This is a genomic window from Streptomyces sp. NPDC042638 (genome assembly GCF_040647235.1).
In the GTDB taxonomy this organism is placed as follows: Bacteria; Actinomycetota; Actinomycetes; order Streptomycetales; family Streptomycetaceae; genus Streptomyces; species Streptomyces rameus.
The window spans coordinates 59554-82752 of record NZ_JBEZBT010000028.1 but is presented as its reverse complement, the minus strand read 5'-3'; the positions used below and the strand labels follow the sequence as shown (position 1 = coordinate 82752).

Below are 23199 nucleotides of genomic sequence, written 5' to 3'. Positions count from 1 at the left end.
CCCCGCGGCCCGGGCGGCGCGGGCCGGCACCGGCTCACGCCGCCCGGGCCCGCGCCTGCTGCGCCGCCACCAGCACCGTGCGCGACTGGTGCTCCACCTGGTGCTCCAACGGCACCCAGCGGGCCCGGAACCGATGGGCGAACGCGTCGCACCAGGTGGCCACGAGCTGTTCCAGGCGCGGCGCCGCCCGGTCGTCCGCCTCCCGCAGCACCCGCAGCAGCATCGCCGCGGCCCGCAGCGGCAGCCGCCGCCCGAAGGCGTCCACGCTGCCGACGTACGCCATCGTGGTGCCCGCCGGAGGGGTGTGGATCCAGTCCTCGGCCAGGCCCGGAATCAGCTCCAGCGCCCACCGGGCGGCCCGCAGCAGCGGCCCGTCCACGCCGTCCAGCCGGGGCAGCGCCTCGGCGAGGATCCGTTCCACGTCCCGGGCGTCCCGCAGCAGCCGCGCGGCCAGGCGCCGCATGGCCGCCGCCGGGGCCGGGTGCGGCGCGGGGTCGTCCACCAGGTCGCTGGCCCACATCGGCACCTCCACCACGGCCGTCAGCCCGCCGTACCGGTGCGCGTGGTACCAGGTGCTGTGCCGGGCGTCGTCCGGCATGCTCGGATAGGCCGCGCCCGTCTCCGGGCCGGGCATCACGTGCACCCCGGGACCGGAGGCCGGCCAGCCCGCCGCGTCCGAGGCCCCCGTCTCCACCGGAATGTGCAGCTCCGCCGCCGACTTGGCGAACGGCTCGGCGAGGCCCGGCAGGTCCTTGGTCAACTGCACCCAGCTGCCGCCCAGATCGGTGCCGTGCAAGGTCACCTGGAGGTACGGACGCAACTCGTCGATCAGCCCGGTCAGTGTCCGGGTCTCGGGCGGCAGCCGGTCCGGCGGCAGCACGGACGGCGACCACTCCGGTTGTTCCGCGCCCGTCGGCCGGTAGAAACCGAGGTGGTAGTCCAGCAGGCTGCGTGGCGCCGGGGTCACGTGCAGACTCGCGCCGTCCGGATCCGCGCACAGCAGGAAGTGCCAGGAAGTGCCCGCCCGCAGCTCCCGGTCGGCCAGCACACGTTCGGCGAGCACCCGCAGCGTGGAACCGCCCGTCGGTTCGTTGGCGTGGGCACCGGCGACGACCAGCACCGCACGGCGGCCGTGTCCCACCGACAGCAGGTGCAGGGGTCTTCCCGCGCGCGAGACGCCCACCTGGCGCAGCGTGCACAGCCCGGGTCCCTGAGCGGCCAACGCCCGTGCGGAGGCGACCAGTTCGGGAACGCTGGGATAGCGCAGCTCCGGCAGAGGACTCACCCCCGACTTGTCCGTCCGGCGTCGCCCTCCCAGTCCCGCACGGGACGGGTGAACTGTCAAGGAGCGGGCGGGGAGGCTCCCGGGGGCGCCCGGACGCCAGGGCCGCCGGCGCCGGGGCCACTGTGTGCCGGGGGCGCACTGCTGGTGCGCACGGCGTCCCATGAGCCCTCGGGGAACCACCCCGCGCGCTCCGCCGCCCCGTGCGGCCGGCGGGGGGCCGCCCGGCGGGCGGGCCCGCCCCCTCAGTCCTGCGCGACCCGCTCCAGCAGCGCCACCGGCAGCCGGCCGAAAAGGTCCGCCACGCGAGCGTGCCCGGAGAACTCCCGCCCCTCGGTCAGCACGTCCGTCCACCGCCCGGGCGGCAGCGGCAGCAGCGTCTCCCGCCAGCCGCCCGCCTCCGCCAGCCGCAGTGACAGCCGGGTCACCGCCGTGACCACCTCACCCGAGCGCGCGAACGCCAGGCAGTGGTCGGCCGCCGGACCCTCGGCGGCCAGCGGATCGTACGAGGCGCCCGCGCCGAAGGCGTCCGGGCGCCGGGCGCGCAGCCGCAGCGCCGCCGCCGTCAGCGCGTCCTTCTCGCCCGGCACCTCGGGCGGGAACGCCACCGGCCGCCGGTTGTCCGGGTCCACCAGCGCCCGGTACTCGCCCTCCGTGCCCTGGTACACGTCCGGCACCCCCGGCATCGTCAGGTGGACCAGCGCGGTACCGAGGACGTTGGCCCGGACATGCGGCTCCAGTGCCTTGCGGAACGCGGCCACGCGCTCGCCCGGCGGCCCGCACGGCCCGGCGGCGACGAAGGCCGCCACCGCCTCCTCGTACGGCGGCTCCTGCTCCGTCCAGCTGGTGTACATGCCCGCCTCGCGCACATGTTTGAGCAGCGCCTCCTGGACGCGTTCCTCCTCCGCCGGTCCCAGCCCGAACACCGTCTGCCAGGCGGCCCAGGCCAGCTGTCCGTCCGGTGCGCCCGCCCCGGCCCGGGTCACCTCGGCGAGCAGCTTCGTCCAGCCGTCCGGGCACTCGGTGAGCACGGCCAGCGCGGCCCGCACATCGGCGCTGCGCTTGGTGTCGTGCGTGGTGACGACCGTGCCGGTGAGCGGCCAGTCGTGCTGCACGCGCGCGCAGTACGCGTGGAAGTCCTCCGGGAACACCCCCGGGCTGCCCGGATCACCGCCCACCTCGGCCGCCGACAGCAGCGGAACGTAGCGGTAGAAGGCGGTGTCCTCCACCGACTTGGCGCGCAGCGCCGAGGCGGTCTGGGCGAACCGGGTGCGGAACTCCACCCGGTCGGCGTGGTCCGGCGCCGACGCCTCGCCGACCGGCTCGACCAGCAGCCGGCGCACGATGCCGACGGCCTCGGCCTCCTGCGGCACCACGAAGGCCAGCCGGGCCTCCTCGGCCGCCTCCTCGGTGATCACGGCGGCGGCGTCGCCGGACGCGTACGGCCGGTACACCCGCATCCGCACCAGCAGCTCCTCCACGGCCGTACGCAGCGCCCAGGGAGCCCGGTCGCGCAGGCCCAGGTCGGGCGAGGTGGCGCACAGCCGGGCGGCCACCCGGGTGAGCCGGTCGGTCTCGGTGGCCAGCTCATGGGTGAGCACCTTGTACGCGGCCCGCCGGACCGTGGCCTCCCAGTTGCCGCCCCGGTCGGTCTGCGGCGCCGCGAAGGCCCGGTAGCGTCCCAGCAGTTCGTACGCCCCGGTACGGTCTGTGAACAGGCCGTCGACGTGCCGCAGGGCGTCGTAGCCCGTGGTGCCCGCGACGGGCCAGGACGCCGGCAGCCGTTCGCCGTCGGCCAGGATCTTCTCCACGACCGTCCAGCGTCCGCCGGTCGCCTCGTGCAGCCGCGCGAGGTAGCCGCCGGGGTCGGCGAGCCCGTCGGGATGGTCGATCCGCAGCCCGTCGATCACGCCGTCGGCCAGCAGCCGCAGGATCGTGCCGTGAGTGGCGTCGAACACCTCGGGGTCCTCCACCCGCACCCCGATCAGCTCGGAGATGCTGAAGAACCGCCGGTAGTTCAGCTCGGTGCGGGCCAGCCGCCACCACACCGGGCGGTACCACTGGGCGTCCAGCAGCCGGGGCAGCGGCAGGTGTCCGGTGCCGGCGCGGAGCGGGAAGACGTGGTCGTGGTAGCGCAGCACCTCACCGTCGACCCTGAGGTGCTCCAGCTCGGCACCGATCGGGCCGCCGAGCACCGGCAGCAGGATCCGGCCGTCCTGCGCCTCCCAGTCGATGTCGAACCAGCGCGCGTACGGCGACCCGGGGCCCTCGCGCAGCACCTCCCACAGGAACGGGTTGTGCCGGGGGGCCATCGCCATGTGGTTCGGCACGACGTCCACCACCAGGCCCAGACCGTGGTCCCGCGCGGTGCGCGACAGCGCGCGCAGCCCCTCCTCACCGCCCAGCTCCGCACGCACGCGCGAGGGGTCCACCACGTCGTAGCCGTGCGCGGAGCCCGGCACGGCCTCCAGGACCGGGGACAGGTGCAGATGCGAGACACCCAGCGACGCCAGGTAGGGTACGGCCGCTTCGGCGGCGGCGAACGGGAACGCGGGCTGGAGCTGCAGCCGGTAGGTGGCCGTGGGCATCGCCGGTCCGGATCGCGCAGAAGTCATGGGAACCTACGTACCCCGCTCGCCGTCTTTCGTGTCATCCACCTTTGCCCGGATCACGCACGCGTGTCTAGGTTCGAGCGATGGGAACAACCGGAAAGCGGGAACGGCGCCGCGCGGGCGACACCTATCGCCAGGTGATCCGGCTGACCGGGCCGCTGCTGCCGTGCGTGTCGTTCCTGGGGCGGCTGCCGACGGCCACCATCCAGTTCGGCAGCGTGCTGCTCGTCGCCCGCACGAGCGGCTCCCTCGGCACGGCCGGAGTGACCGGTGGCGCCCTCGCGCTCGGCCAGGTGGCCTGCGGACCGCTGGTGGGGCGGCTCGCCGACCGGCACGGCCAGCGCACGGTGGTGCTCGCCTTCTCGCTCGCCAACGCCCTCGCCGTGACCGCTCTCGTCACCGGCGCGCTCGCCGCGCTGCCCGCGCCCGTCCTGGCCCTCCTGGGGGCCGCCGCGGGCGCCACCGTGCCGCTCGTCGGCCCGCTGGCACGCACCCGCCTGGTCGCCCTCGCCCGCCGCTCGGGCGCCTCCGAGGGGACGGTCGGCGCCGCGCTCTCCTTCGAGAGCACCCTGGACGAACTGTCGTTCGTCCTCGGCCCGGCGCTCATCGGGGTGGCCGCGGTACTCGCCCATCCGGCCTACGCCATGGGCGGCGCGGCGGTGCTGGTGGCGGTCTGCGGCAGCGCCTTCGCCCTGCACCCGACGGCCCGTCTCGCCGCCCCCGCGCGCGTGGAGCCCCGCTCCGGCCGGGCGCGTGCCGCGCGCGCCCCGATGCCCCGGTGCGTGCCCGCCCTGCTCACCTCGCTCGCGCTCCAGGGCGCGATGTTCGGCGCCTGCCAGGCCGGCATCACCGCGCTCACCGCCCGGCTCGGGCAGGAGGACCAGGCCGGACTGGTGTACGCCGCGATGGGGGTGATGAGCGCCGCCGCGGGGTTCACCATGGCCGCCGTACCGGACCGGATCGGTGCCCGGACGCGCTGGCGGCTGGCGACCGGCGCCGCCCTCGCGCTCTCCCTGCCGCTGCTCGGCACGACCGCGCTGCCCGGCCTGTACGCCGTCGTCACCGTCCTGGGCATCGCCTACGCCCCGCACCTGATCACCGTCTTCGGCCTCCTGGAGCGCGCGGTCGCGCCGTCCCGGCTGGCGGAGACGATGGGGGTGGCCACCAGCGCCCTCGTCGGCGGCCAGGCCCTGGCGGTCGCCGTCACCGGACGCCTCGCCGAGTCCCACGGCCCCGCGGCGGCCTTCGCGGCGGCGAGCACGGCGGCCGGACTGACCTTCGCCCTCGCCATGGCGGTGCGCCCGACGGCATACGCCCAGGCCCCCGGGAACGCCCCCCACGCGCGCGTGCGGGACACGCAGCCCCAGCAGCGGGACACGCAGCCCCAGTAGCGGGACACGCAGCCCCAGTAGGCCGGACGAAAGGCCCCGGGGGCCGCGCGTCCCCAGGGGCCGCGCGCCTCGCCAGTGCCGCACCAGGCGACGTTCGCCCCGTCGCGACGCCCGGCACGCACTCCCGCCGCACCGGCCGAGAGCCCAAGTACGTCCCGTACGAGGACTTCCGGCCGGCGCGCCGAGAGCACGCACCTGACGCCGCTCCTTCCGGGCGAACGGTGCCTGCCACGGCCCTAGGCCGGCCGCTGGAGCACCGTCAGGCTGCGGTCCGGCAGGGTGACGCGGTCACCGGCCTCGATCTTCGGGCCCGTTCCCGGCGGAACGCCCTCCGGGCGGGCCGTGTCGACCACGACCTGCCACTGCCGGCCGTGGTCGACCGGCACCACGAAGTCCAGCGGTTCGGGCGAGGCGTTGAACATCAGCAGGAAGGAGTCGTCGGAGATCCGCTCCCCGCGCGGACCGGGTTCGGAGATGGCGTTGCCGTTCAGGAACACCGTCAGCGCGGACACCTGCGCGGAGTCCCAGTCGCGCTGGGTCATCTCGCCGCCCTCGGGGGTGAACCAGGCGATGTCGGACAGCTCGTCGTGGGTGCCCTCCACCAGACGGCCGTGGAAGAAACGGCGCCGGCGCAGGACGGGATGGTCGCGGCGCAGCCACACCATCGCGCGCGTGAACTCCAGGAGGTCGCTGCCCTCCTCCGGCCACTGGATCCAGGACAGTTCGTTGTCCTGGCAGTAGGCATTGTTGTTGCCGCGCTGGGTGCGCGCGAACTCGTCGCCGTGGCTGATCATCGGTACGCCCTGGGACAGCATCAGGGTGGCGATGAAGTTCCGCATCTGGCGGCCGCGCAGCCGCAGCACCTCCGGGTCGTCGGTGTCGCCCTCCGCACCGCAGTTCCAGGACCGGTTGTGGCTCTCGCCGTCCCGGTTGTCCTCGCCGTTGGCCTGGTTGTGCTTGTCGTTGTACGACACCAGGTCGTGGAGGGTGAAACCGTCGTGGCAGGTGACGAAGTTGATCGAGGCCAGCGGGCGCCTGCCGTCGTCCTGGTAGAGGTCGGAGGAGCCGGTCAGCCGGGAGCCGAACTCGGCCAGCGCGCGCGGCTCACCCCGCCACAGGTCCCGTACCGTGTCGCGGTACTTGCCGTTCCACTCGGTCCACAGCGGCGGGAAGTTGCCCACCTGGTAGCCGCCCTCGCCGACGTCCCACGGCTCGGCGATCAGCTTCACCTGGGAGACCACCGGGTCCTGCTGCACCAGGTCGAAGAACGACGACAGCCGGTCCACCTCGTGGAACTGCCGGGCCAGGGTGGCCGCGAGGTCGAAGCGGAAGCCGTCGACGTGCATCTCGGTCACCCAGTACCGCAACGAGTCCATGATCAGCTGGAGCACGTGCGGGGACCGCATGAGCAGCGAGTTCCCGGTGCCCGTGGTGTCCATGTAGTAGCGGGGGTCGTCCGTGAGCCGGTAGTACGACGGGTTGTCGATGCCCTTGAAGGACAGCGTCGGGCCCAGGTGGTTGCCCTCGGCGGTGTGGTTGTAGACCACGTCCAGGATCACCTCGATCCCCGCCTCGTGCAGCGCCCGGACCGCCGACTTGAACTCCAGCACCTGCTGCCCGCGGTCGCCCCAGGAGGCGTACGCGTTGTGCGGGGCGAAGAAGCCGATGGTGTTGTAGCCCCAGTAGTTGTTCAGGCCCATGTCGACCAGCCGGTGGTCGTTCACGAACTGGTGCACGGGCATCAGCTCCAGCGCCGTCACCCCCAGCTTGGTCAGGTGTTCTATGACGGCCGGGTGGGCGAGGCCCGCATAGGTGCCGCGCAGCTCGTCGGGCAGTCCCGGGTGACGCATGGTCAGGCCCTTCACATGGGCCTCGTAGATCACCGTGTGGTGGTACTCGGTACGCGGCGGCCGGTCGTCGCCCCAGTCGAAGTACGGGTTGATCACCACCGAGGTCATGGTGTGCGGCGCCGAGTCCAGGTCGTTGCGCTCGTCGGGCGCGCCGAAGTGGTAGCCGTACACCTCCTCGCCCCACCGGACCGACCCGCTGACCGCCTTCGCGTACGGGTCGAGCAGCAGCTTCGCCGAGTTGCAGCGCAGTCCGCGGCCGGGGTCGTACGGGCCGTGCACGCGGAACCCGTACCGCTGTCCGGGCATCACACCGGGCACGTACGCGTGCCGCACGAAAGCGTCGCTCTCGCGCAGTTCCACCGCCGTCTCCGAGCCGTCGTCGTGCAGCAGACACAGCTCTACTCGGTCCGCGGCCTCCGTGAAGACCGCGAAGTTGGTTCCGGCGCCGTCATAGGTGGCGCCGAGCGGATACGCCTCGCCAGGCCAGACCTGCATGGATACGACTCTCCCAGGTGTGCCGTCCGCCTGAGGCCGCGTTGGCCCCGAGTCTTGTCCGAAAGTGACGCAACCTCCCGTCGCTCACATGCCCTCTTACCCACCGACCAGTGCGCACGACGGTTCTGGTACCCGTCATGCGCCGAACAAGCGGGGCAGGAACGTACTCCCGGGGACCAGGGGGAGCAGGGGGAAGATGTGCGTGAGACAGTCCACCGCCATCTGGGCAAAGTACTGACCGGTGCGGCCCTGGCGGCGGCGGCGACCGCGGCCATGGTCGCGGTCACCCTGCCGGGCACGGCGGGCGCGGACGACTCCGGCGGGACCGGCGGCGCGACACGGGCCGCGGGGCAGGCCGGACAGGGGCCGGACGGCGCACCGCCCGGCGTCGTGGAGCAGCCGGCCGCCGAGCGGAAACAGGGCACGGGCCGCGACCCGCTCACCGGCGACGAGCTCCAGCGGGTCGAGAAGATCGCCGCGGCGGGGCAGTTGGCGGCCACGGGCCAAAACGTCGACGGAGGCCGCGGACCACAGCGGCTGACCGTGGATCTCGCCGAGCCCGACGCCGCCGAGGCGGACGACCCGGGCGCGCCGCGCCGCGCCGACGTCACCTTCTACGACTACCGGACCGACACACTCGTCACCAAGACCGTCAACCTCGAGACGGGGAAGGTCGAGCGGACGGGCACCCAGCGCGGCGTCCAGCCGCCGCCGAGCCGCGCGGAGAACGCCGAGGCGGCCCGGATCCTGATCGCCGCCCCGCTGGGCGCGGGCCTCAAGGCGGACTACAAGGACGCCACCGGCAGGGAACTCACCTCGCCGGACCAGCTGGAGCTGACCGGCGGTATCTACCAGGCCGCGCCCGGCGCCCAGCCCGCGGTGCTCGACGACTGCGGCGTGCACCGGTGCGTGCGGCTGTTCTCCAAGGTCAGAAACGGCCCGTGGATCGACACCCGGGATCTGGTGATCGACCTGAGTGCCCGCAAGGCCGCCGCCCTCGACCGCGGCTGACCGCCCGCCGCCCCCCTCACACCTCAACCTCCGGCAAGGAGTCGTCCTTTCATGCCCGAAAAGCACCTTCCCGGCGGCGCCCGGCCGCGCGCCGTGGGCCGTGCCGCCGTCCGCAAGAGCGCGGCCGTCGGACTGTCCCTGGCCGCGCTGGCCGCCGGCGCCACGACGGCCGCCGGCCCCGCCGCGGCCCGGCCGCAGACCGCCGCCGCGCCGGCCCCCGGCTGCAGTCCCGCCTACCGGATCGAACAGAAGCTCACCACCGGCACCACCTGGCGGATGTGCTGGCGCTACGACAGCAAGGCCGGCCTCGTCCTGGAGAACGTCTCCTACCAGCCCAAGGACGAGAGCAAGCCGATCAAGGTCTTCAACAGCGCCAGACTCGGCCAGATCCATGTCCCGTACGACGACGGACAGCACGAGTACTACGACCTGACGGGCCAGGACTTCGCCCAGGAGCTGCAGGAGCTGGCGCCCGGCGAGTGCCCCGGCGGCACCATCAAGACCGTCCGGGTGCCGGACGGCGACCCGCGCCACCCGAACGTCAAGGGCCTGTGCACCACCACCCGTTCGCGTGGGCACGCCTACCGCATGCACGACTTCGCGACGGACAAGGTCTACCAGCAGCAGGGCAAGGACCTGCTGATCTACACGGTCAACCAGGTCGGCTGGTACGAGTACATCACCGAGTGGCGCTTCCAGGACGACGGCACCGTCGACATGAACGTCGGCGCGACCGGCAGCCTCTCCTTCGAGGACTACAACGCCCAGGACGGACGCGGCTGGCCCATCGGCAAGGGCGCCAAGGACTACTCCACCAGCCACAGTCACAACGTCTTCTGGCGGCTCGACTTCGGCCTGGACGGCTCGTCCCGGACCAGGGTCGAGCAGTACGACTCGACCGTCAGCGCCCCCTCCGGACGGCAGGAGGGCCCGACCGCCAAGACCACCCGCACCAAGGTCACCAAGGAGTTCGCGGGCGACTACAAGACCTACCGCTGGTGGCGGGTGGTCAGCGCGGCCGGCAAGAACAAGGACGGGCACGCCCGTTCGTACGAGCTGGTCCCCGGGCCCACCACCAAGTACCCGGGCCGCAGTTTCACCAAGCACGACCTGTACGTCACCGAGTACAACAAGTGCGAGCTGTTCGCCAGCTACAACCCGACGTGCGCAGGCGGTCACCCGGACTCCGTCGACAAGTGGGCCGACGGACAGACCCTCACCCACCCCGTGGTCTGGGTGAACGTGGGCTTCCACCACATCGCCCGCGACGAGGACCAGCAGCCCATGCCCGTGCACTGGCAGGGCTTCTCCATCGCCCCGCGGGACGTCACGGCTATGAATCCGCTCACTCCCAAGGATCTGGCATGGCAGAACGGGCACTGGGAATGGCGTAGTTGAGCAAAGCAGTCGGGAAACCGACCTGTCCATCCGGCTGCACCGCCGACCGCTTGCGGAGTACCCTTCCTTGATCGTTGAGACGGGAACGGCCCGGGGGGCGGAAGGCGGTGCACGGGTGGGCTCGGGAGGGCTGGAGCTGCCTCCTGGTGACGAGGGTCACGAGGGGAACTCCACAGACGTCCCGCCCGGCGCGGTGTCCCTGGCCCGGCCGATGGACGCGGGTTCCATCGGCCCGGAGCTGGACTGGGACGCCGACGCCTGGCGTGAGGTGCGCACCCGCGCCCAGCGGGCCGGCCGGGCCTACATCTGGCTGAACCTCGTCGAACAGCGGCTGCGCTCGGTCGTCGCCGCCGTGCTGCGGCCCATCTACGAACCCGTGCACGGCGACGAGTGGGTGGTGGCCGCGGCCGGACCGGCCGGACAGGAGTGGGTGCAGCGCGCGGTCGCCGTCCGGGAGGTCAGCCGCCGCAAGGGCTACTTGCTCGACCCGGCCGACGACAACGTGCTCAGCTTCCTCACCCTGCCCCAGCTGCGTGAGCTGGTGGTGCAGCACTGGCCCTGCTTCGAACCGTACTTCGACGAACGCAGGGACCTCGAACTCGCCCTGGACGAACTGGAGGTCACCCGCAACGTCGTCTCCCGCAACCGCGCCCTGTCCGGGGCGGTGCTCAGCCAGGCCGAGCGGGCCTCCGCCCGGCTGCTGGAGATGCTCGGCGCGGGCGGTGACGTGCCCTCGGCGCGCCGGCTGCCGGTCGACGCGGTCGAGGACCTGGTCGGCGACCGGTACGCCGACGTCGTCGCCGTGCACCCCGACCGGGTGCGCCTCATGCGCCAGTTCCCTGCCGAGGACATCTTCGGCGGCGCGCGCCGGCTCGACGCCATCGGCATCGGCCTCAACCTGCTGGTGCAGAACTTCTCCGGGCGCCGCCTGGTCCGGCTCGCCGAGTCCGGCTGCCGGGTACGGCTGCTCTTCCTCAACCCGGCCTCCAGTTCGGTCAAGCGCCGTGAGCGCGAACTCGGGATGCGGCGGGGTGAACTGAGCCGCTCGGTCGAGATGAACATCCTGCACATGCGCCGGGTGCGGTCCCGGCTGCGCGACCCGGGCGCCTTCGAGATCCAGGTGTACGACGAGACGCCCCGCTTCACCGCCTATCTGGTGGACGGCGACGGCGCCGACGGTATCGCCGTGGTGCAGTCCTATCTGCGGGGGGCGCGGGGGATGGAGTCGCCGGTCCTGGTGCTGCGCAACGGCAGCCGACTGGTCACATCGGACGAGACGGGCGAAGGCGGACTCTTCCCGACATACCGTGAGGAGTTCGAGCTGGCCTGGGCGGATTCGCGCCCGGTGTCCTGACCTGTCCGCCCCGGGAAGCGGAACGCTCTCCTCGGATTGTCAGTGCCGCATGCGATGGTGGAGGCCACTGGGGGAAAGCACCACCAAGAAGGGGGGCCGCCCATGGGCTGGCACCGGGAGCTGCTGATCGGCTTCGACCTGGAGACGACCGGGACCGATCCGCGCGAGGCGCGCATCGTCACGGGCGCCGTGATCGAGGTCAGGGCCGGTGAGCCCATGGGGCGCCGGGAATGGCTGGCCGATCCGGGCGTGGAGATCCCGGCCGACGCGGTCGCGGTGCACGGCATCAGCAGCGAGCGCGCGGCGGCCGAGGGCCGCCCGGCCGACCAGGTGGCCGACGCCATCGCCGGCGTCCTGGTGTCCTACTGGACGGCGGGTGTCCCGGTCGTGGCCTACAACGCGGCCTTCGACCTCACCCTGCTCGCGGCGGAACTGCGCCGGTACGGCCTGCCGTCCCTCTCCGACCGGCTGGGCGGCGCCCGTCCCGCCCCGGTCATCGACCCGTACACCATCGACCGCTGGGTCGACCGCTACCGCCGCGGCAAGCGGAACCTGGAAGCGGTCTGCGCCGAGTACGGCATAGTCCTCGGCGCGGCCCACAACGCCACCGCCGACGCCCTCGCCGCCGCGCGGCTCGCGTCCGCGATAGCCGACCGCCACCCGAAGATCGCCTCCCTGGGCCCGGCCGAACTGCACCGGCAGCAGATCGGGTGGTACGCCGAGTGGGCGGCGGACTTCCAGGCGTTCCTGCGGCGCAAGGGAGACGCGGGGGCGGTGGTCGACGGCGCCTGGCCGCTGCGGGAGCTGACCGAGAGCCAGCCGGCGTAGCCGCCGGAGGCAAGCCGCCGGAGGCAAGCCGCCGGAGGCGAGCCGCCGTGACGGTGGGCGGCCGGGCGGACCCGGGGCGCCGAGGTCGCCGGGAAGCCTCAGAACGGATACCAGCGCACCGTCTCGTCCCCGTCCCGCAGCGACGCCACCCGGCGGCGGAACTCCGCGAGCGCCTTCGGGTTGCTCGGCGCGTGCTGGGCCACCCACGCGCAGCTGGCCGTCTCCCGGGCGCCCCGCAGCACCGCACAGCCCTCCCACTCCCGGACGTCCCAGCCGTACGCCTCGGTGAAGGAGGCGTACGCCTCGGCCGGCAGCCCGTACCGGTCGCGGGAGAGGGCCATGACCACCAGGTCGTGCTCGCGCAGGTCGGCGGAGAAGGTCTCCAGATCGACCAGGACGGGTCCGTTCGGACCGATGTGCACGTTGCGGGGCAGCGCGTCTCCGTGGATCGGGCCCGGTGTCAGACGCGGCGTCAGCGAGGCGGCCTGGGCGGCGAAGCCGTCGCGGCGCTCCCGGAGATAGCCCGCGTCCTCCGGGTCGATCGCGTCCCCCGCGAGCCGCAGCCAGCGCTCCACCCCGCCCAGCAGCTCGCGGGGCGGCAGCGCGAAGGGAGGAGAGGGAAGCGCGTGCACGGTCCGCAGCAACCGCGCCAGATCCCGCGGCTCGGCCGGCCGTACCGGATCGGGCAGCCGGTGCCACACCGTCACCGGGTGCCCGTCCACCAGCCGCGGCTTCGGCTCGGCCGCCCGGACCGCCGGCACGTCCGCCTCGGCCAGCCATCCGGCGACGGCCAGCTCGCGTTCGGCCCGCGCCAGCAGCTCGGCGTCCCGGCCCACCTTCACCACCAGGTCCCCGGCGGCGAACACCGCGTTCTCGCCGAGCGCCAGCAGCCGCGCGTCCCCGGCCGGCCCCGGCAGCACCCCCGCCGCGGTCAGTACGTCCCGCGCGCGTGCCTCGTCCATCGTCGTGCCTCCGTGCCGTCTTCCCGTGCCGTCCGTGGGCCCACCGCCGGTGCGGGGCCCGGGCCGTGTCCGGCCAGTCTCGCATCACCCACAGGTGGGCGCCGTGCGCGGTCCCTTGACGGGCCACCGGTGCCTTCACGACCATGAACACGCCAATCGGACCAGGCAAAGGGGCTGATTCCGTGACAGCAGTGGCCGAAGCGCGGTCGTCGTCGGCCGGCGCACGGAGCCCGGCCGGCCGCCGGACGGCCGATCGCGGTACCTGGTTCCTCGTCCTGCCCGCTCTCGTCCCGATCCTCGTGCTCAGCGTCGGCCCGCTGCTCTACGGCATCCTCCTGGCCTTCACCGACGCCCAGTCCGGCCGGACGGCCGCCACCCGGTGGACCGGCGCCCTCAACTTCCAGGACCTGCTGCACGACACCCTGTTCTGGGAGTCGTTCCGGATCGGACTGGTCTGGGCGGCCGGCGTGAGCGTCCCCCAGTTCCTGCTGGCGCTCGGCCTCGCCCTCCTGCTGAACCAGGACCTGCGCCTGCGCGGCCTGGCCCGCGCCCTCGCCATCGTGCCGTGGGCGATGCCCGAGGTCGTCGTCGGCATCATGTGGCGGCTCGTCTACAACCCGGACGCGGGCGTCCTCAACGAGACCCTGCGCGACCTCGGCCTCGGTGACGGCCGGGACTGGCTGAGCGGGCTGGCCACCGCGCTGCCCGCGGTGATCGTCGTCGGCGTCTGGGCGGGCCTGCCGCAGACCACAATCTCCCTGCTCGCCGGACTGCAGAACGTCCCGCGCGAACTCCACGAGGCGGCGGCGGTCGACGGCGCGGGCGCCTGGCGCCGCTTCCGCACGGTCACCTGGCCCGCGCTCAGACCGGTGGCCCTCGCCATCACCGCGCTCAACCTCATCTGGAACCTCAACTCCTTCGCCCTGGTCTACGTGCTCACGAGCGGCGGACCCGGCGGAAAGACCCGGCTGCCCATGCTCTTCGCCTACGAAGAGGCCTTCCGCTACGGCCAGTTCGGCTACGCGGCGGCGATGGGCTGCGTCCTCGTCGCGGTGGTCTCGATCCTGCTCGCGGTCTTCCTGGCCGGCCGGCTGAGAGGCGGTGACGGAGCATGAGGACCCGCCGCACGGCCCGCGCCGGCCAGTACGCCGCGCTGCTCGCCTATCTCCTCTTCCTGGTCTTCCCGTTGCTGTGGCTGCTGTCCACCGCGCTCAAGTCCCCACGCGAGCTGGGCAGCCTGCACCCGTCCTGGATCCCGCGCCACCCCACCCTGGCCAACGTCCGGCAGGCGTTCGACGAGCAGCCCCTGGCGCAGGCCGCCCTCAACTCCCTGCTGGTGGCGCTCGGCACCGCGGTCGCCGCCGTGCTGCTCGCCACCCCGATGGCCTATGTCATGGCCCGGCACCGCACCCGCCTGGCCCGGGCCGCCACGGGCTGGGTGGTGGTCAGCCAGGCGTTCCCCTTCGTACTGGTGATCATCCCGCTCTTCCTGGTGCTGAAGAACCTGCGGCTGATCGACTCCCTGACCGGACTGGTGCTGGTGTACGTCGTGTGGGCGTTGCCGTTCGCCCTGTGGATGCTCGCCGGGCACGTCAGGGCGGTGCCCGCGGAACTGGAGGAGGCGGCGGCCGTGGACGGGGCCGGACGCCTGAGAACCCTCGTGTCGGTGACGGCGCCGCTGCTCGCCCCCGGCATCGCGGCGACGGCCCTGTTCGCGTTCGTCACCGCGTGGAACGAGTTCTTCTTCGCGCTGGTGCTGCTCAAGAGCCCGGACAGACAGACCCTCCCGGTCGTCCTCACCCACTTCATCGGCGCCGAGGGCGTGGCCGACCTCGGCCCGCTGGCCGCTGCAGCGTTCCTCGCCACCCTGCCTTCCGTGGCGGTCTTCGCACTGGTCCAACGGCGGATCACGGGCGGCCTGCTCGCCGGGGCGGTGAAGAGCTGATGCGGACCCTCGCCAAGGCACTCGCGCTGCTGCTGCTCCTCGCGGGCTGCTCCTCACCGGGCCGTCGGGACGGCGGCCCGGTCACCCTGCGGTTCCAGTCCCTGGCCTGGCAGCAGGAGTCCGTCGCCGCCAACAAGGAGCTGGTGCGGGAGTGGAACGCCACCCACCCGGACGTCAGGGTGGAGTACGTCCAGGGAAGCTGGGACAGTGTGCACGACCAGCTGCTCACCTCCTTCGAGGGCGGTGAGGCCCCGGACGTCATCCACGACGCCTCCGACGACCTCGCCGACTTCGCCTACGGCGGCTACCTCGCCGACCTGACCGGCCTGCTGCCCGCCCGGCTCACCTCCGACATCCCGCGCAGCAGCTGGCGGACGGCCACCTTCGGTCCCGGCGTCTACGGTGTGCCGTACCTTCAGGAACCCCGGGTACTGATCGCGAACACGGACCGGCTGCGTGCGGCGAGGGTGCGCATACCGACCCCCGGACACCCCTGGTCCTGGGCGGAGTTCCGGGACGTCGCCAAGCGGCTGAGCGGGCCCGGCGAGTACGGCGTGGCCTGGCCGCTGAAGGAGCCCGTGTCCGCCACGCTCAACCTGTCCCTGTCGGCGGGCGGACAGCTCTTCCACCGGGGCGCGGACGGCAAGGTCACCGTGCGCTTCACCGACGGCGATGCGGTCGTGCCCCGCACCGTCCACGACCAGGTCGCCGTCGACCACAGCGCCCCCGCCTCGACGCTCGGCAGCGGCGGCTCGGACACCCTGCCCGGCTTCTTCGCCGGCCGGTACGCGATGGTCCCGCTGGGCTTCTCCTACCGCCAGCAGATCGTGCAGCAGGCCCCCGAGGGCTTCCGCTGGACGGTACTGCCGGCCCCGGCGGGCGCCGACGGACTCACCCAGGGCGTCAGTCCGCAGACGCTGTCCGTCTCCGCCGACTGCCCCCACAAGAAGGAGGCGGTCGCCTTCATCGACTACCTCTTGCGACCGCGGAACATGGTCCGCCTCGCCCTCGGCGACTGGCTGCTGCCCACCGGAGCACGGGCGCTGAAGGACCCCGCCCTGCACACCGCCGAGAACGGCTGGGCCACCGGCACCGCCCTCGCCGCCCGTCTCCGCCCGGCGCCGGCGCAGTCGGTGCGCGGCTACCCGGAATGGAAGGACAAGGTGGCCACCCCGGCCTACCAGGCGTACTACAGCGGCGCGATCGGCCTCGACGGGCTGCGCGAACGCCTGGAGCGGGACGGCAATCTCGTCCTGGCCCGCTACCAGCGCTGAACGGTCCCCGGCCCCGCGAGCACCGGCACGGGAAATACGTTAGACGAGACGTTCCGTCTCGCTTAGCCTCGGTGGCATGAATCCCGTGACCCCGCCCGCCCATATCGCCATGTTCTCCATCGCCGCCCACGGCCATGTGAACCCCAGCCTGGAGGTGATCCGTGAACTCGTCGCCCGGGGCCACCGGGTCACGTACGCCATCCCGCCGGTCTTCGCGGAGAAGGTGGCCGCCACCGGGGCCCGGCCCGTGCCCTACACCTCCACCCTCCCCGGCCCCGACGCCGACCCGGAGGCATGGGGGACCACCCTGCTGGACAACGTGGAGCCGTTCCTGGCGGACGCGGTCCAGGCGCTGCCCCAGCTCGTCGAGGCCTACGCCGACGACATCCCCGACCTCGTCCTGCACGACATCGCCTCCTACCCGGCCCGCGTCCTGGCCCACCGCTGGGGCGTCCCGGCGATCTCCCTCTCCCCGAACCTCGTCGCCTGGGAGGGTTACGAGGAGGAGGTCGCCGAGCCGATGTGGCGGGAGCCGAAACAGACCGAGCGAGGGCGGGCCTACTACGCCCGGTTCGAGGCATGGCTCACGGAGAACGGCATCACCCAGCACCCGGACCCCTTCGCCGGCCGCCCGGCGCGTTCCCTGGTCCTCATCCCGAAGGCTCTCCAGCCGCACGCCGACCGGGTGGACGAACGCGTCCACACCTTCGTGGGCGCCTGCCAGGGGAACCGCGCGGACCAGGGCGACTGGCAGCGGCCCGCCGGTGCCGGCAAGGTCGTGCTGGTCTCGCTCGGCTCGGCCTTCACCAAGCAGCCCGCGTTCTACCGGGAGTGCGTGCGTGCCTTCGGGGACCTGCCCGGCTGGCATGTCGTCCTGCAGGTCGGCCGGCACGTGACCCGTGCCGAGCTGGGCGACGTGCCGGACAACGTCGAGGTGCACGACTGGGTGCCGCAGTTGGCGGTCCTGCGGCAGGCCGACCTGTTCGTCACACACGCGGGCGCCGGCGGCAGCCAGGAGGGGCTCGCCACCGCGACGCCGATGATCACCGTGCCGCAGGCCGCCGACCAGTTCGGCAACGCCGACATGCTCCAGGCGCTCGGTGTCGCCCGGCGGTTCGCCACCGAGGAGGCCACCGCCGACCGCCTCCGCGCGGCCGCGCTCGCCCTGGTGGACGATCCGGAAGTGGCGCGCCGCCTGAAGGAGATCCAGGCGGAGATGGCCCAGGAGGGCGGCACGCGCCGCGCGGCCGACCTCATCGAGGCGGAACTTCCGGGCCGCGCGGGGCGGTAGCCGCGCACCGCCACCGGCTGGGAGAGCACGCACCGAAGGGGCGTGGGGGATCTGTGCGACCAGCCCCCCACGCCCCCCCACAGCCACACACGGTCCCCGGCCGCCCCCCACAGCCACACACGGTCCCTGGCGGTCCCTGGCCGCCCCCGGCGGTCCCTGGCCGCCCCCGGAGGGACGGCGGGATCAGGCCGGCAGCCGTTCGCCCTCCTCGCGCACCGGCCGCTCGGCCTGCCCGCGCGGAGCCTCGTCGTGTGTGAGGTCGGGCAGCCGGTGCAGCCACTTGGGCAGGTACCAGTTGCGCTCGCCGAGCAGCGCCATCACCGCCGGCAGCAGCACGCCGCGGATGACCGTGGCGTCGATCAGGACCGCCGCGGCCAGGCCCACACCCATCTGCTTCATCGACTGCATGGACAGCGTGCCGAAGATCGCGAACACGGCGACCATGATGACGGCGGCGCTGGTGACGACCCCCGCGGTGGTGACCACGCCGTGCCGGACCGCGTCCTTCGTCGTCAGGCCGCGCATCCGGGCCTCCCGGATCCGGGAGACCACGAACACGTGGTAGTCCATGGACAGCCCGAACAGGATCACGAAGAGGAACAGCGGCAGCCAGGTGACGATCGCGCCGACGCCCTCCGCGCCCACCAGCGAGGCACCCCAGCCGTGCTGGAAGACGGCGACGAGGATGCCGTAGGCGGCGGCCACCGACAGCAGGTTGAGCACGATCGACGTGATGGCGACCGTCAGGGAACGGAACGACAGCAGCATCAGCAGGAAGGCGAAGACGACCACGAACGCGAGGACCGGCAGGACCGAGCCCATCAGCTGGTCGTTGAAGTCGTGGTTGCCCGCGACCTGCCCGGTGACCGGCGCCTGTACGCCCTCGACCCTGCCGAGCGTGGCCGGCCGTACCTCGTCACGCAGCTTGCCCAGGCTCTCCGTCGCCCGGTCCAGATCGGAGCCGCCGACCAGCGGCACGGAGACCAGGGCGACGTTCTGCGCGTCGTACAGCTTGATGTCGACCGGGCCGCGCGAGGCACCCGAGGCGACCGCCTCCTTCCTGAAGCCGGCCAGCGCCCGGCGGACCTCGGGAGCGTTGATGTCCTTGGCCTTGACGACGACCTGCGCCGGCTCGCTGCCGCCGGGGAAGGCGTCGTTGAGGCGGTTGTAGGTCTGCACGATGGGCAGCGAGTCGCCGAACTCCTGGTCCAGGGTGAGCTGCTGGGTCTTCATGCCGAGCGCGGGCGCGGCGATCGCCAGCAGCGCGCCGGCCGCGACGAGGACCGAGACCAGCGGCCTGGCCAGCACGCCCCGCAGCACGGCCGTCCAGAACCGGCTGCCCGAGTCCGGGGCGTTTCCGCGGCGCCGGCGGCCCAGGAACGGGATGCGGCCCTTCTCGACCCGCTCGCCGAGCAGCGAGAGCAGCGCCGGCAGCACGGTCACCGATCCGACCATCGCGACCGCCACCACCATCAGCGAGGCCAGACCCATCGCCTCGAACTCGGCGAGGCCGGTGAACAGCATGCCCGCCATCGCCACGCACACCGTGACACCGGAGACGATGACCGCCCGTCCGCTGGTCGCGGCGGCGATCCTGAGCGCGGTGCCCGGGTCCCGGCCGGCCATCCGCTCCTCGCGCTCGCGGCGCAGGTAGAACAGGCAGTAGTCGACACCGACGGCCATACCGACCAGCAGCATCACGGAGTTGGCGGTGTCACTCATCGGCTGGAGATGGCTGACCAGGCCCATCAGGCCCATCGTCGCCATGATCGCGGTGATCGCGAGGGCCACCGGCAGCAGCGCGGCCACCAGCGCGCCGAACGCGATCAGCAGGATGCCGAGGGCCACCGGCACCGCCGAGTACTCGGCCTGCTGGAAGTCGTCCCCGAAGGCGTCCTGGTACTGCTTCTGCATGCTGGCGCCGCCGATCTCCTCGATCCGCAGCCCGCCGTGGTCCTTCTGCACCGCGGCGACGGCGTCCAGCACCGGCTGGATCCGGTCGGCGGCCGTCTCCGCGTCGCCGCGCAGATCGAACTGCACCAGCGCGCTGCGGCCGTCCCGGGAGATGGTGTGCGTGTCGTACGGCGAGGTCACGCCGGTGACCTTCCCGGTGGCGTCGACGGCCTTCACCACGTCGGCGACGGCCGCCCGGAACGGGCCGCTGGCCGCCTTGACGGCACTGTCCCCGGACTGGATCAGGACGGTCTCGCCGGCCGGCTCCTTGATGCCGGCGTCGTCGATGATCTTCGCGGCGGTGTGCGTCTCACCCTTGAGCTGGTCGCTCTCGGCCACGTCGGTCCGGCCCGCCGCGGAGCCCAGCCCCATGGCCAGGACGACGAACAGCACCCATATGCCGACAGCCGCCCAGCGGTGCCGGGCGCTCCAGCCGCCGGCGCGTGCGGCCAGCCCCCGCACCCGCACCTCTGTGTTCCCCATGACGGGCCTGCCCCCCTCGTGTGCCGTGACGACCCCCTGCCGCCACGTCCGCGCTTGCTCGGATTCGACGGTAGGGGCCGGGAAAAGGCATCTCGTCGTACTGCCCGGTGAAGTCGAGCGGCCCGGCTCCCCGCTGGGGAGGACGGCGGCCCCTTACACCTATCGCCGGTTCTCGGGGGTGCGCCTCAGGGACGGGGACGCGGGCGGGGACCGGGGCGGGGAAGCGTGGTGTCCGTTCCGACCGACAGAGATCCGCTTTGTCATGAGGAAACTTCGTTGAACAAGTCACAGGTATGTGAAGAGGTTGCTCCGGGCCCCGGGCCCCGGGCATCGGCCAGAGTTTCGCGCAGCCCGTCCTGGCGCGGGCGCGGCCGTCGTGCCCGCCCCCACGGGGCACGACGGCCCCACGCTCCCTCCTGGCCCCGGACGGCCGCCTTCTGTGCGGCACTCGGACCGGCCTAGGTCGACACCGGCCGCTGACCGGCGGGGACCGTGAATTGGACCAAGGAAAGAGGCGCGGATTGGGCCGTGACGGCGTCCCAACGGCGCACTAGCGTCGTCGTCATGGAGCACAGCAGAACCGACACCGCCCCGGTGGGCACCGCCGGCCCGGCCAGGGTGGACTTCTTCTTCGACCCGGCCTGCCCGTTCGCCTGGATCACCTCCCGCTGGCTGCTGGAGGTCGAGCGTCTGCGGCCGCTCGACCTCCGGTTCCGGGTGATGAGCCTGTACCTGCACAACACCGGAAACGAACTCCCCGACTGGTACCGGGACCTGGTGGACCGTTCGATCGGTCCGGTGCGGGTCGCCGTGGCCGCGGCCGAACGGCATGGCGACAAGGTGCTGCGCGACCTGTACACCGCGTTCGGCACCCGCATCCACGAACAGGGCGTCAAGGACTTCGACACGGTGATCACCGAGTCGCTGGCCGAACTCGGGCTCCCGGCCGACCTGTCGGCCGCCGCCCACGACCCGTCGTACGACGACGCGGTCCACCGCAGCCACACGGCCGGAGCCGAACCGGAGACCGGCGGCTACGTCGGTACGCCCACCCTGCACATCGACGGCACCGTCTGGTTCGGGCCGGTGCTGCGCGCCGTTCCCCGGGGTGCGGAGGCAGCCGAACTCTTCGACAGTTTCCGCGTGTTGGCCCGGCACCCGGACTTCTTCGAACTCAAGCGCACCCGCACCGGTGCCCTCCGCTTCGACTGACCCGGCCGGGACTGGCCGATAAACGCCCCTGCCGCGCGCCGACTTCACGTCATGTGTGACATGGGCGCCGTCCTCGGCGCAGAACGGAGAGCCGCCGCGGTCCGACGTCACAGGGGAACGCCGGACCGCGGCGGCCGTTACCACACAACCGTCCCCGGCTGGGCCGGCTCACGGAACCTCGCGACAACCCTGCGGCGGCGTCCCTAGGGTGAAGCGTGCGGAAGGGCCGGAGGGGACGGATGAGGATGACGGGAGACCGGTACGCGGCGCGCCAGGACCGAGCCTCGTCGTCGGCGCGGCCGTCCGCACCCTCCTCGCCGGAATCGAACCGGCGGTCAACGGACACCAGTCACCCGGACGGGTGGCGATTTTCGGCCCACCTGGCTTCCGCGGACGAGGCCGTCTGCCCTGTGCAGTCCGTGGTCGGTGGCAGGTCCACCGGCCCGCACCGGACGGTGACAGGCCGCCGCGCAACCTCGGTAACGTCAGCGCTCCCAGCACCTTCGGCACCCGCGGGACGATGGTCCGCACGGCGTGCCGGAGCAGTGACCCCCAGCCATCCGACGGCTCCTCCGGCCCGGACGCGAGCCGCCGGCCCAGAAGCGAGGACAGGAATGAGCACCTACCCCTTCGGAGACGTCAACGGCCCCGCCGACTTCGGCGACGGCGGCCGCAGGCGGAGCCACTACGCCACCCCGGACCTGGAAACGCTCATGGACGTCGCCGACCGGCTCACCGAGACGCTGCGCGCCGAGTACCCGCAACTCCTGAGCTGTGGCGAGACCATCCAGGGGGTGCTGGCGCAGTCCGCCGAGGACGGGCTGCCGCCCAACCGGGGCCGCATCCGCTCCGCACTGGAGACGATCGCCATCGCGGCGTCGGCCGGCACCGGCAGCCTCGCCTACACCCGGCAGCTCACCACCGCCTTCGGCCTGTGAGCGGCCGGAGTCCCGCCACCGCGGAGTCCCGCGGCCACTGAGCCGTGGCAGCGGCCGGCGACAGCCGCTGGGCGGCACCGGCCTGGCCCCGCGCGCACGCCGGCGACCGCTGCGGCGGGGCCGCCCCAGGCGCACCCGCCCCAGGAGCACCCGTCGCGGGCGGGCGAGGAGCACCCGCCGGTCACGCGCCCAGCGCTACCGGCGCCGGCCGCCGCGCCTGGTCGTACCGCTCCAGCAGTACCCGCGCGACCTGCGGTGCCGCGCCCAGCACCTCGGCCAGTACGTCCGCCTCGGCCGCGCCGCGCGCGATGCGGTCCGGCAGGAAGCCGGGAGCGAGTACATACGGCGCCACGGCGACCCGTGCACAGCCGAGCCGGCGCAGTTCGCGCACCGCGTCCTCGGTACGCGGAAGAGATGCGGAGGCGAACGCAGGCCGCACGGCGCACCAACCGGTGCGCCACCACTCCCGCGCGATGTCTGCGATCACTGCGATCGCCTCCGGGTCGGAGGACCCCGCCGAGGCCAGCACGACCCCGGTCGAGGACTTGTCGGCGGGAGTCAGCCCCGCCTCGTACAGACGCTGCTCCAGCGCGTCCAGCAGCAGCGGCGACGGGCCGAGGACCTCCGCCTGCCGGATCCGCAGCCGCGCCGGGGCGTCCCGCAGCAGTGCGGGGACGTCCGCCTTGGCGTGGAACGCGCGGGTCAGCAGCAGCGGCAGCGCGACGACGTCCCGCACGCCCTCCGCCGCCAGCGACTCCAGGACCCCGCGCGCCGACGGAACGTTGAAGTCCAGGAAGCCCGTCTCCACCCGCAGGCCCGGCCGCAGCGACCGTACCCGCTCCACGAGGGCATGCACCGACCGGGCGTGCCGCGGATCGCGGCTGCCGTGGGCGATGACGAGGAGCACCGGGCCGCGCATG

At 73.1% G+C, this 23199-nt stretch carries 17 protein-coding genes; 11 read left to right on the top strand and 6 right to left on the bottom strand.

Features of this window, described 5'->3' with window-relative positions; all coding sequences use genetic code 11:
• Positions 1–34: 34 nt before the first annotated feature.
• Positions 35–1285 carry a M14 family zinc carboxypeptidase gene (locus AB0B40_RS22535; protein WP_362265206.1) on the bottom strand — a complete coding sequence of 417 codons (1251 nt, stop codon included), beginning with the start codon at positions 1283–1285 and terminating at the stop codon, positions 35–37.
• Positions 1286–1527: 242 nt separating this feature from the next.
• The gene (treY, locus tag AB0B40_RS22530) at positions 1528–3870 is read right to left on the bottom strand and encodes a malto-oligosyltrehalose synthase (RefSeq protein WP_362265221.1); all 2343 of its coding nucleotides are present in this window, start codon (positions 3868–3870) and stop codon (positions 1528–1530) included.
• Between the two features lie 107 nt (positions 3871–3977).
• Here treY and AB0B40_RS22525 point away from each other — a divergent pair, with 107 nt between their 5' ends.
• Positions 3978–5285 (top strand): MFS transporter, encoded by a 1308-nt coding sequence (locus tag AB0B40_RS22525; RefSeq protein WP_362265204.1) that lies wholly within the window; start codon positions 3978–3980, stop codon positions 5283–5285.
• Between the two features lie 236 nt (positions 5286–5521).
• Here AB0B40_RS22525 and glgX read toward each other — a convergent pair whose 3' ends face one another.
• Complete coding sequence (gene glgX / locus AB0B40_RS22520; protein WP_345051707.1) at positions 5522–7630, bottom strand: glycogen debranching protein GlgX; 2109 nt, start codon at positions 7628–7630, stop codon at positions 5522–5524.
• A 198-nt stretch (positions 7631–7828) separates the two neighbouring features.
• Here glgX and AB0B40_RS22515 point away from each other — a divergent pair, with 198 nt between their 5' ends.
• From AB0B40_RS22515 to AB0B40_RS22500, 4 genes are all read left to right on the top strand, one after another.
• Positions 7829–8641, top strand: coding sequence for a Tat pathway signal sequence domain protein (locus AB0B40_RS22515; RefSeq protein WP_362265203.1), 813 nt, complete (start codon positions 7829–7831; stop codon positions 8639–8641).
• A 51-nt stretch (positions 8642–8692) separates the two neighbouring features.
• Positions 8693–10039 (top strand): copper amine oxidase, encoded by a 1347-nt coding sequence (locus tag AB0B40_RS22510; protein ID WP_362265201.1) that lies wholly within the window; start codon positions 8693–8695, stop codon positions 10037–10039.
• 115 nt (positions 10040–10154) lie between these two features.
• The gene (locus AB0B40_RS22505; protein WP_362265199.1) at positions 10155–11393 is read left to right on the top strand and encodes an SAV2148 family HEPN domain-containing protein; all 1239 of its coding nucleotides are present in this window, start codon (positions 10155–10157) and stop codon (positions 11391–11393) included.
• A gap of 102 nt (positions 11394–11495) precedes the next feature.
• The gene (locus tag AB0B40_RS22500; RefSeq protein ID WP_362265197.1) at positions 11496–12221 is read left to right on the top strand and encodes a 3'-5' exonuclease; all 726 of its coding nucleotides are present in this window, start codon (positions 11496–11498) and stop codon (positions 12219–12221) included.
• Positions 12222–12319: 98 nt separating this feature from the next.
• Here the strand turns inward: AB0B40_RS22500 and AB0B40_RS22495 are convergent, their stop codons facing one another.
• On the bottom strand, positions 12320–13183 hold the full coding sequence (locus tag AB0B40_RS22495; RefSeq protein WP_362265195.1) for an aminoglycoside phosphotransferase family protein: 864 nt from the start codon (positions 13181–13183) through the stop codon (positions 12320–12322).
• A gap of 191 nt (positions 13184–13374) precedes the next feature.
• Here AB0B40_RS22495 and AB0B40_RS22490 point away from each other — a divergent pair, with 191 nt between their 5' ends.
• The 4 genes from AB0B40_RS22490 (at position 13375) to mgt (ending at position 17693) form a co-directional block, all read left to right on the top strand.
• The gene (locus tag AB0B40_RS22490; protein WP_362265219.1) at positions 13375–14298 is read left to right on the top strand and encodes a sugar ABC transporter permease; all 924 of its coding nucleotides are present in this window, start codon (positions 13375–13377) and stop codon (positions 14296–14298) included.
• Complete coding sequence (locus AB0B40_RS22485; protein WP_362265193.1) at positions 14295–15128, top strand: carbohydrate ABC transporter permease; 834 nt, start codon at positions 14295–14297, stop codon at positions 15126–15128. Before AB0B40_RS22490 ends, AB0B40_RS22485 begins: the two co-directional genes overlap by 4 nt.
• Entirely contained in the window at positions 15128–16402 is a 1275-nt protein-coding gene (locus tag AB0B40_RS22480; RefSeq protein ID WP_362265191.1) for a sugar ABC transporter substrate-binding protein, read from the top strand. Before AB0B40_RS22485 ends, AB0B40_RS22480 begins: the two co-directional genes overlap by 1 nt.
• Before the next feature lie 76 nt (positions 16403–16478).
• A complete protein-coding gene (gene mgt / locus AB0B40_RS22475; protein WP_362265189.1) occupies positions 16479–17693 on the top strand; it encodes a macrolide-inactivating glycosyltransferase in 1215 nt (404 codons plus the stop codon).
• Positions 17694–17876: 183 nt separating this feature from the next.
• Here the strand turns inward: mgt and AB0B40_RS22470 are convergent, their stop codons facing one another.
• The gene (locus AB0B40_RS22470) at positions 17877–20129 is read right to left on the bottom strand and encodes an MMPL family transporter (RefSeq protein ID WP_362265187.1); all 2253 of its coding nucleotides are present in this window, start codon (positions 20127–20129) and stop codon (positions 17877–17879) included.
• A gap of 564 nt (positions 20130–20693) precedes the next feature.
• On the opposite strand from AB0B40_RS22470, the gene AB0B40_RS22465 reads away from it, so the two are divergent.
• On the top strand, positions 20694–21341 hold the full coding sequence (locus AB0B40_RS22465) for a DsbA family protein (RefSeq protein WP_345059479.1): 648 nt from the start codon (positions 20694–20696) through the stop codon (positions 21339–21341).
• 614 nt (positions 21342–21955) lie between these two features.
• Positions 21956–22279, top strand: coding sequence for a hypothetical protein (locus AB0B40_RS22460; protein ID WP_345059481.1), 324 nt, complete (start codon positions 21956–21958; stop codon positions 22277–22279).
• A gap of 181 nt (positions 22280–22460) precedes the next feature.
• Here AB0B40_RS22460 and AB0B40_RS22455 read toward each other — a convergent pair whose 3' ends face one another.
• Positions 22461–23198, bottom strand: a complete 738-nt coding sequence (locus AB0B40_RS22455; protein WP_345052396.1) for a sirohydrochlorin chelatase — start codon at positions 23196–23198, stop codon at positions 22461–22463.
• Position 23199: the final 1 nt, after the last annotated feature.

What these genes read in the sequence shown, in the direction of transcription:
- AB0B40_RS22480 (WP_362265191.1), top strand. Translation starts at nt 15,128, where the DNA reads ATGCGGACCCTCGCCAAGGCACTCGCGCTGCTGCTGCTCCTCGCGGGC.
- AB0B40_RS22495 (WP_362265195.1), bottom strand. Translation starts at nt 13,183, where the DNA reads ATGGACGAGGCACGCGCGCGGGACGTACTGACCGCGGCGGGGGTGCTG.
- AB0B40_RS22510 (WP_362265201.1), top strand. Translation starts at nt 8,693, where the DNA reads ATGCCCGAAAAGCACCTTCCCGGCGGCGCCCGGCCGCGCGCCGTGGGC.
- treY (WP_362265221.1), bottom strand. Translation starts at nt 3,870, where the DNA reads ATGCCCACGGCCACCTACCGGCTGCAGCTCCAGCCCGCGTTCCCGTTC.
- mgt (WP_362265189.1), top strand. Translation starts at nt 16,479, where the DNA reads ATGAATCCCGTGACCCCGCCCGCCCATATCGCCATGTTCTCCATCGCC.
- glgX (WP_345051707.1), bottom strand. Translation starts at nt 7,630, where the DNA reads ATGCAGGTCTGGCCTGGCGAGGCGTATCCGCTCGGCGCCACCTATGAC.
- AB0B40_RS22500 (WP_362265197.1), top strand. Translation starts at nt 11,496, where the DNA reads ATGGGCTGGCACCGGGAGCTGCTGATCGGCTTCGACCTGGAGACGACC.
- AB0B40_RS22525 (WP_362265204.1), top strand. Translation starts at nt 3,978, where the DNA reads ATGGGAACAACCGGAAAGCGGGAACGGCGCCGCGCGGGCGACACCTAT.
- AB0B40_RS22465 (WP_345059479.1), top strand. Translation starts at nt 20,694, where the DNA reads ATGGAGCACAGCAGAACCGACACCGCCCCGGTGGGCACCGCCGGCCCG.
- AB0B40_RS22455 (WP_345052396.1), bottom strand. Translation starts at nt 23,198, where the DNA reads ATGCGCGGCCCGGTGCTCCTCGTCATCGCCCACGGCAGCCGCGATCCG.
- AB0B40_RS22460 (WP_345059481.1), top strand. Translation starts at nt 21,956, where the DNA reads ATGAGCACCTACCCCTTCGGAGACGTCAACGGCCCCGCCGACTTCGGC.
- AB0B40_RS22470 (WP_362265187.1), bottom strand. Translation starts at nt 20,129, where the DNA reads ATGGGGAACACAGAGGTGCGGGTGCGGGGGCTGGCCGCACGCGCCGGC.
- AB0B40_RS22485 (WP_362265193.1), top strand. Translation starts at nt 14,295, where the DNA reads ATGAGGACCCGCCGCACGGCCCGCGCCGGCCAGTACGCCGCGCTGCTC.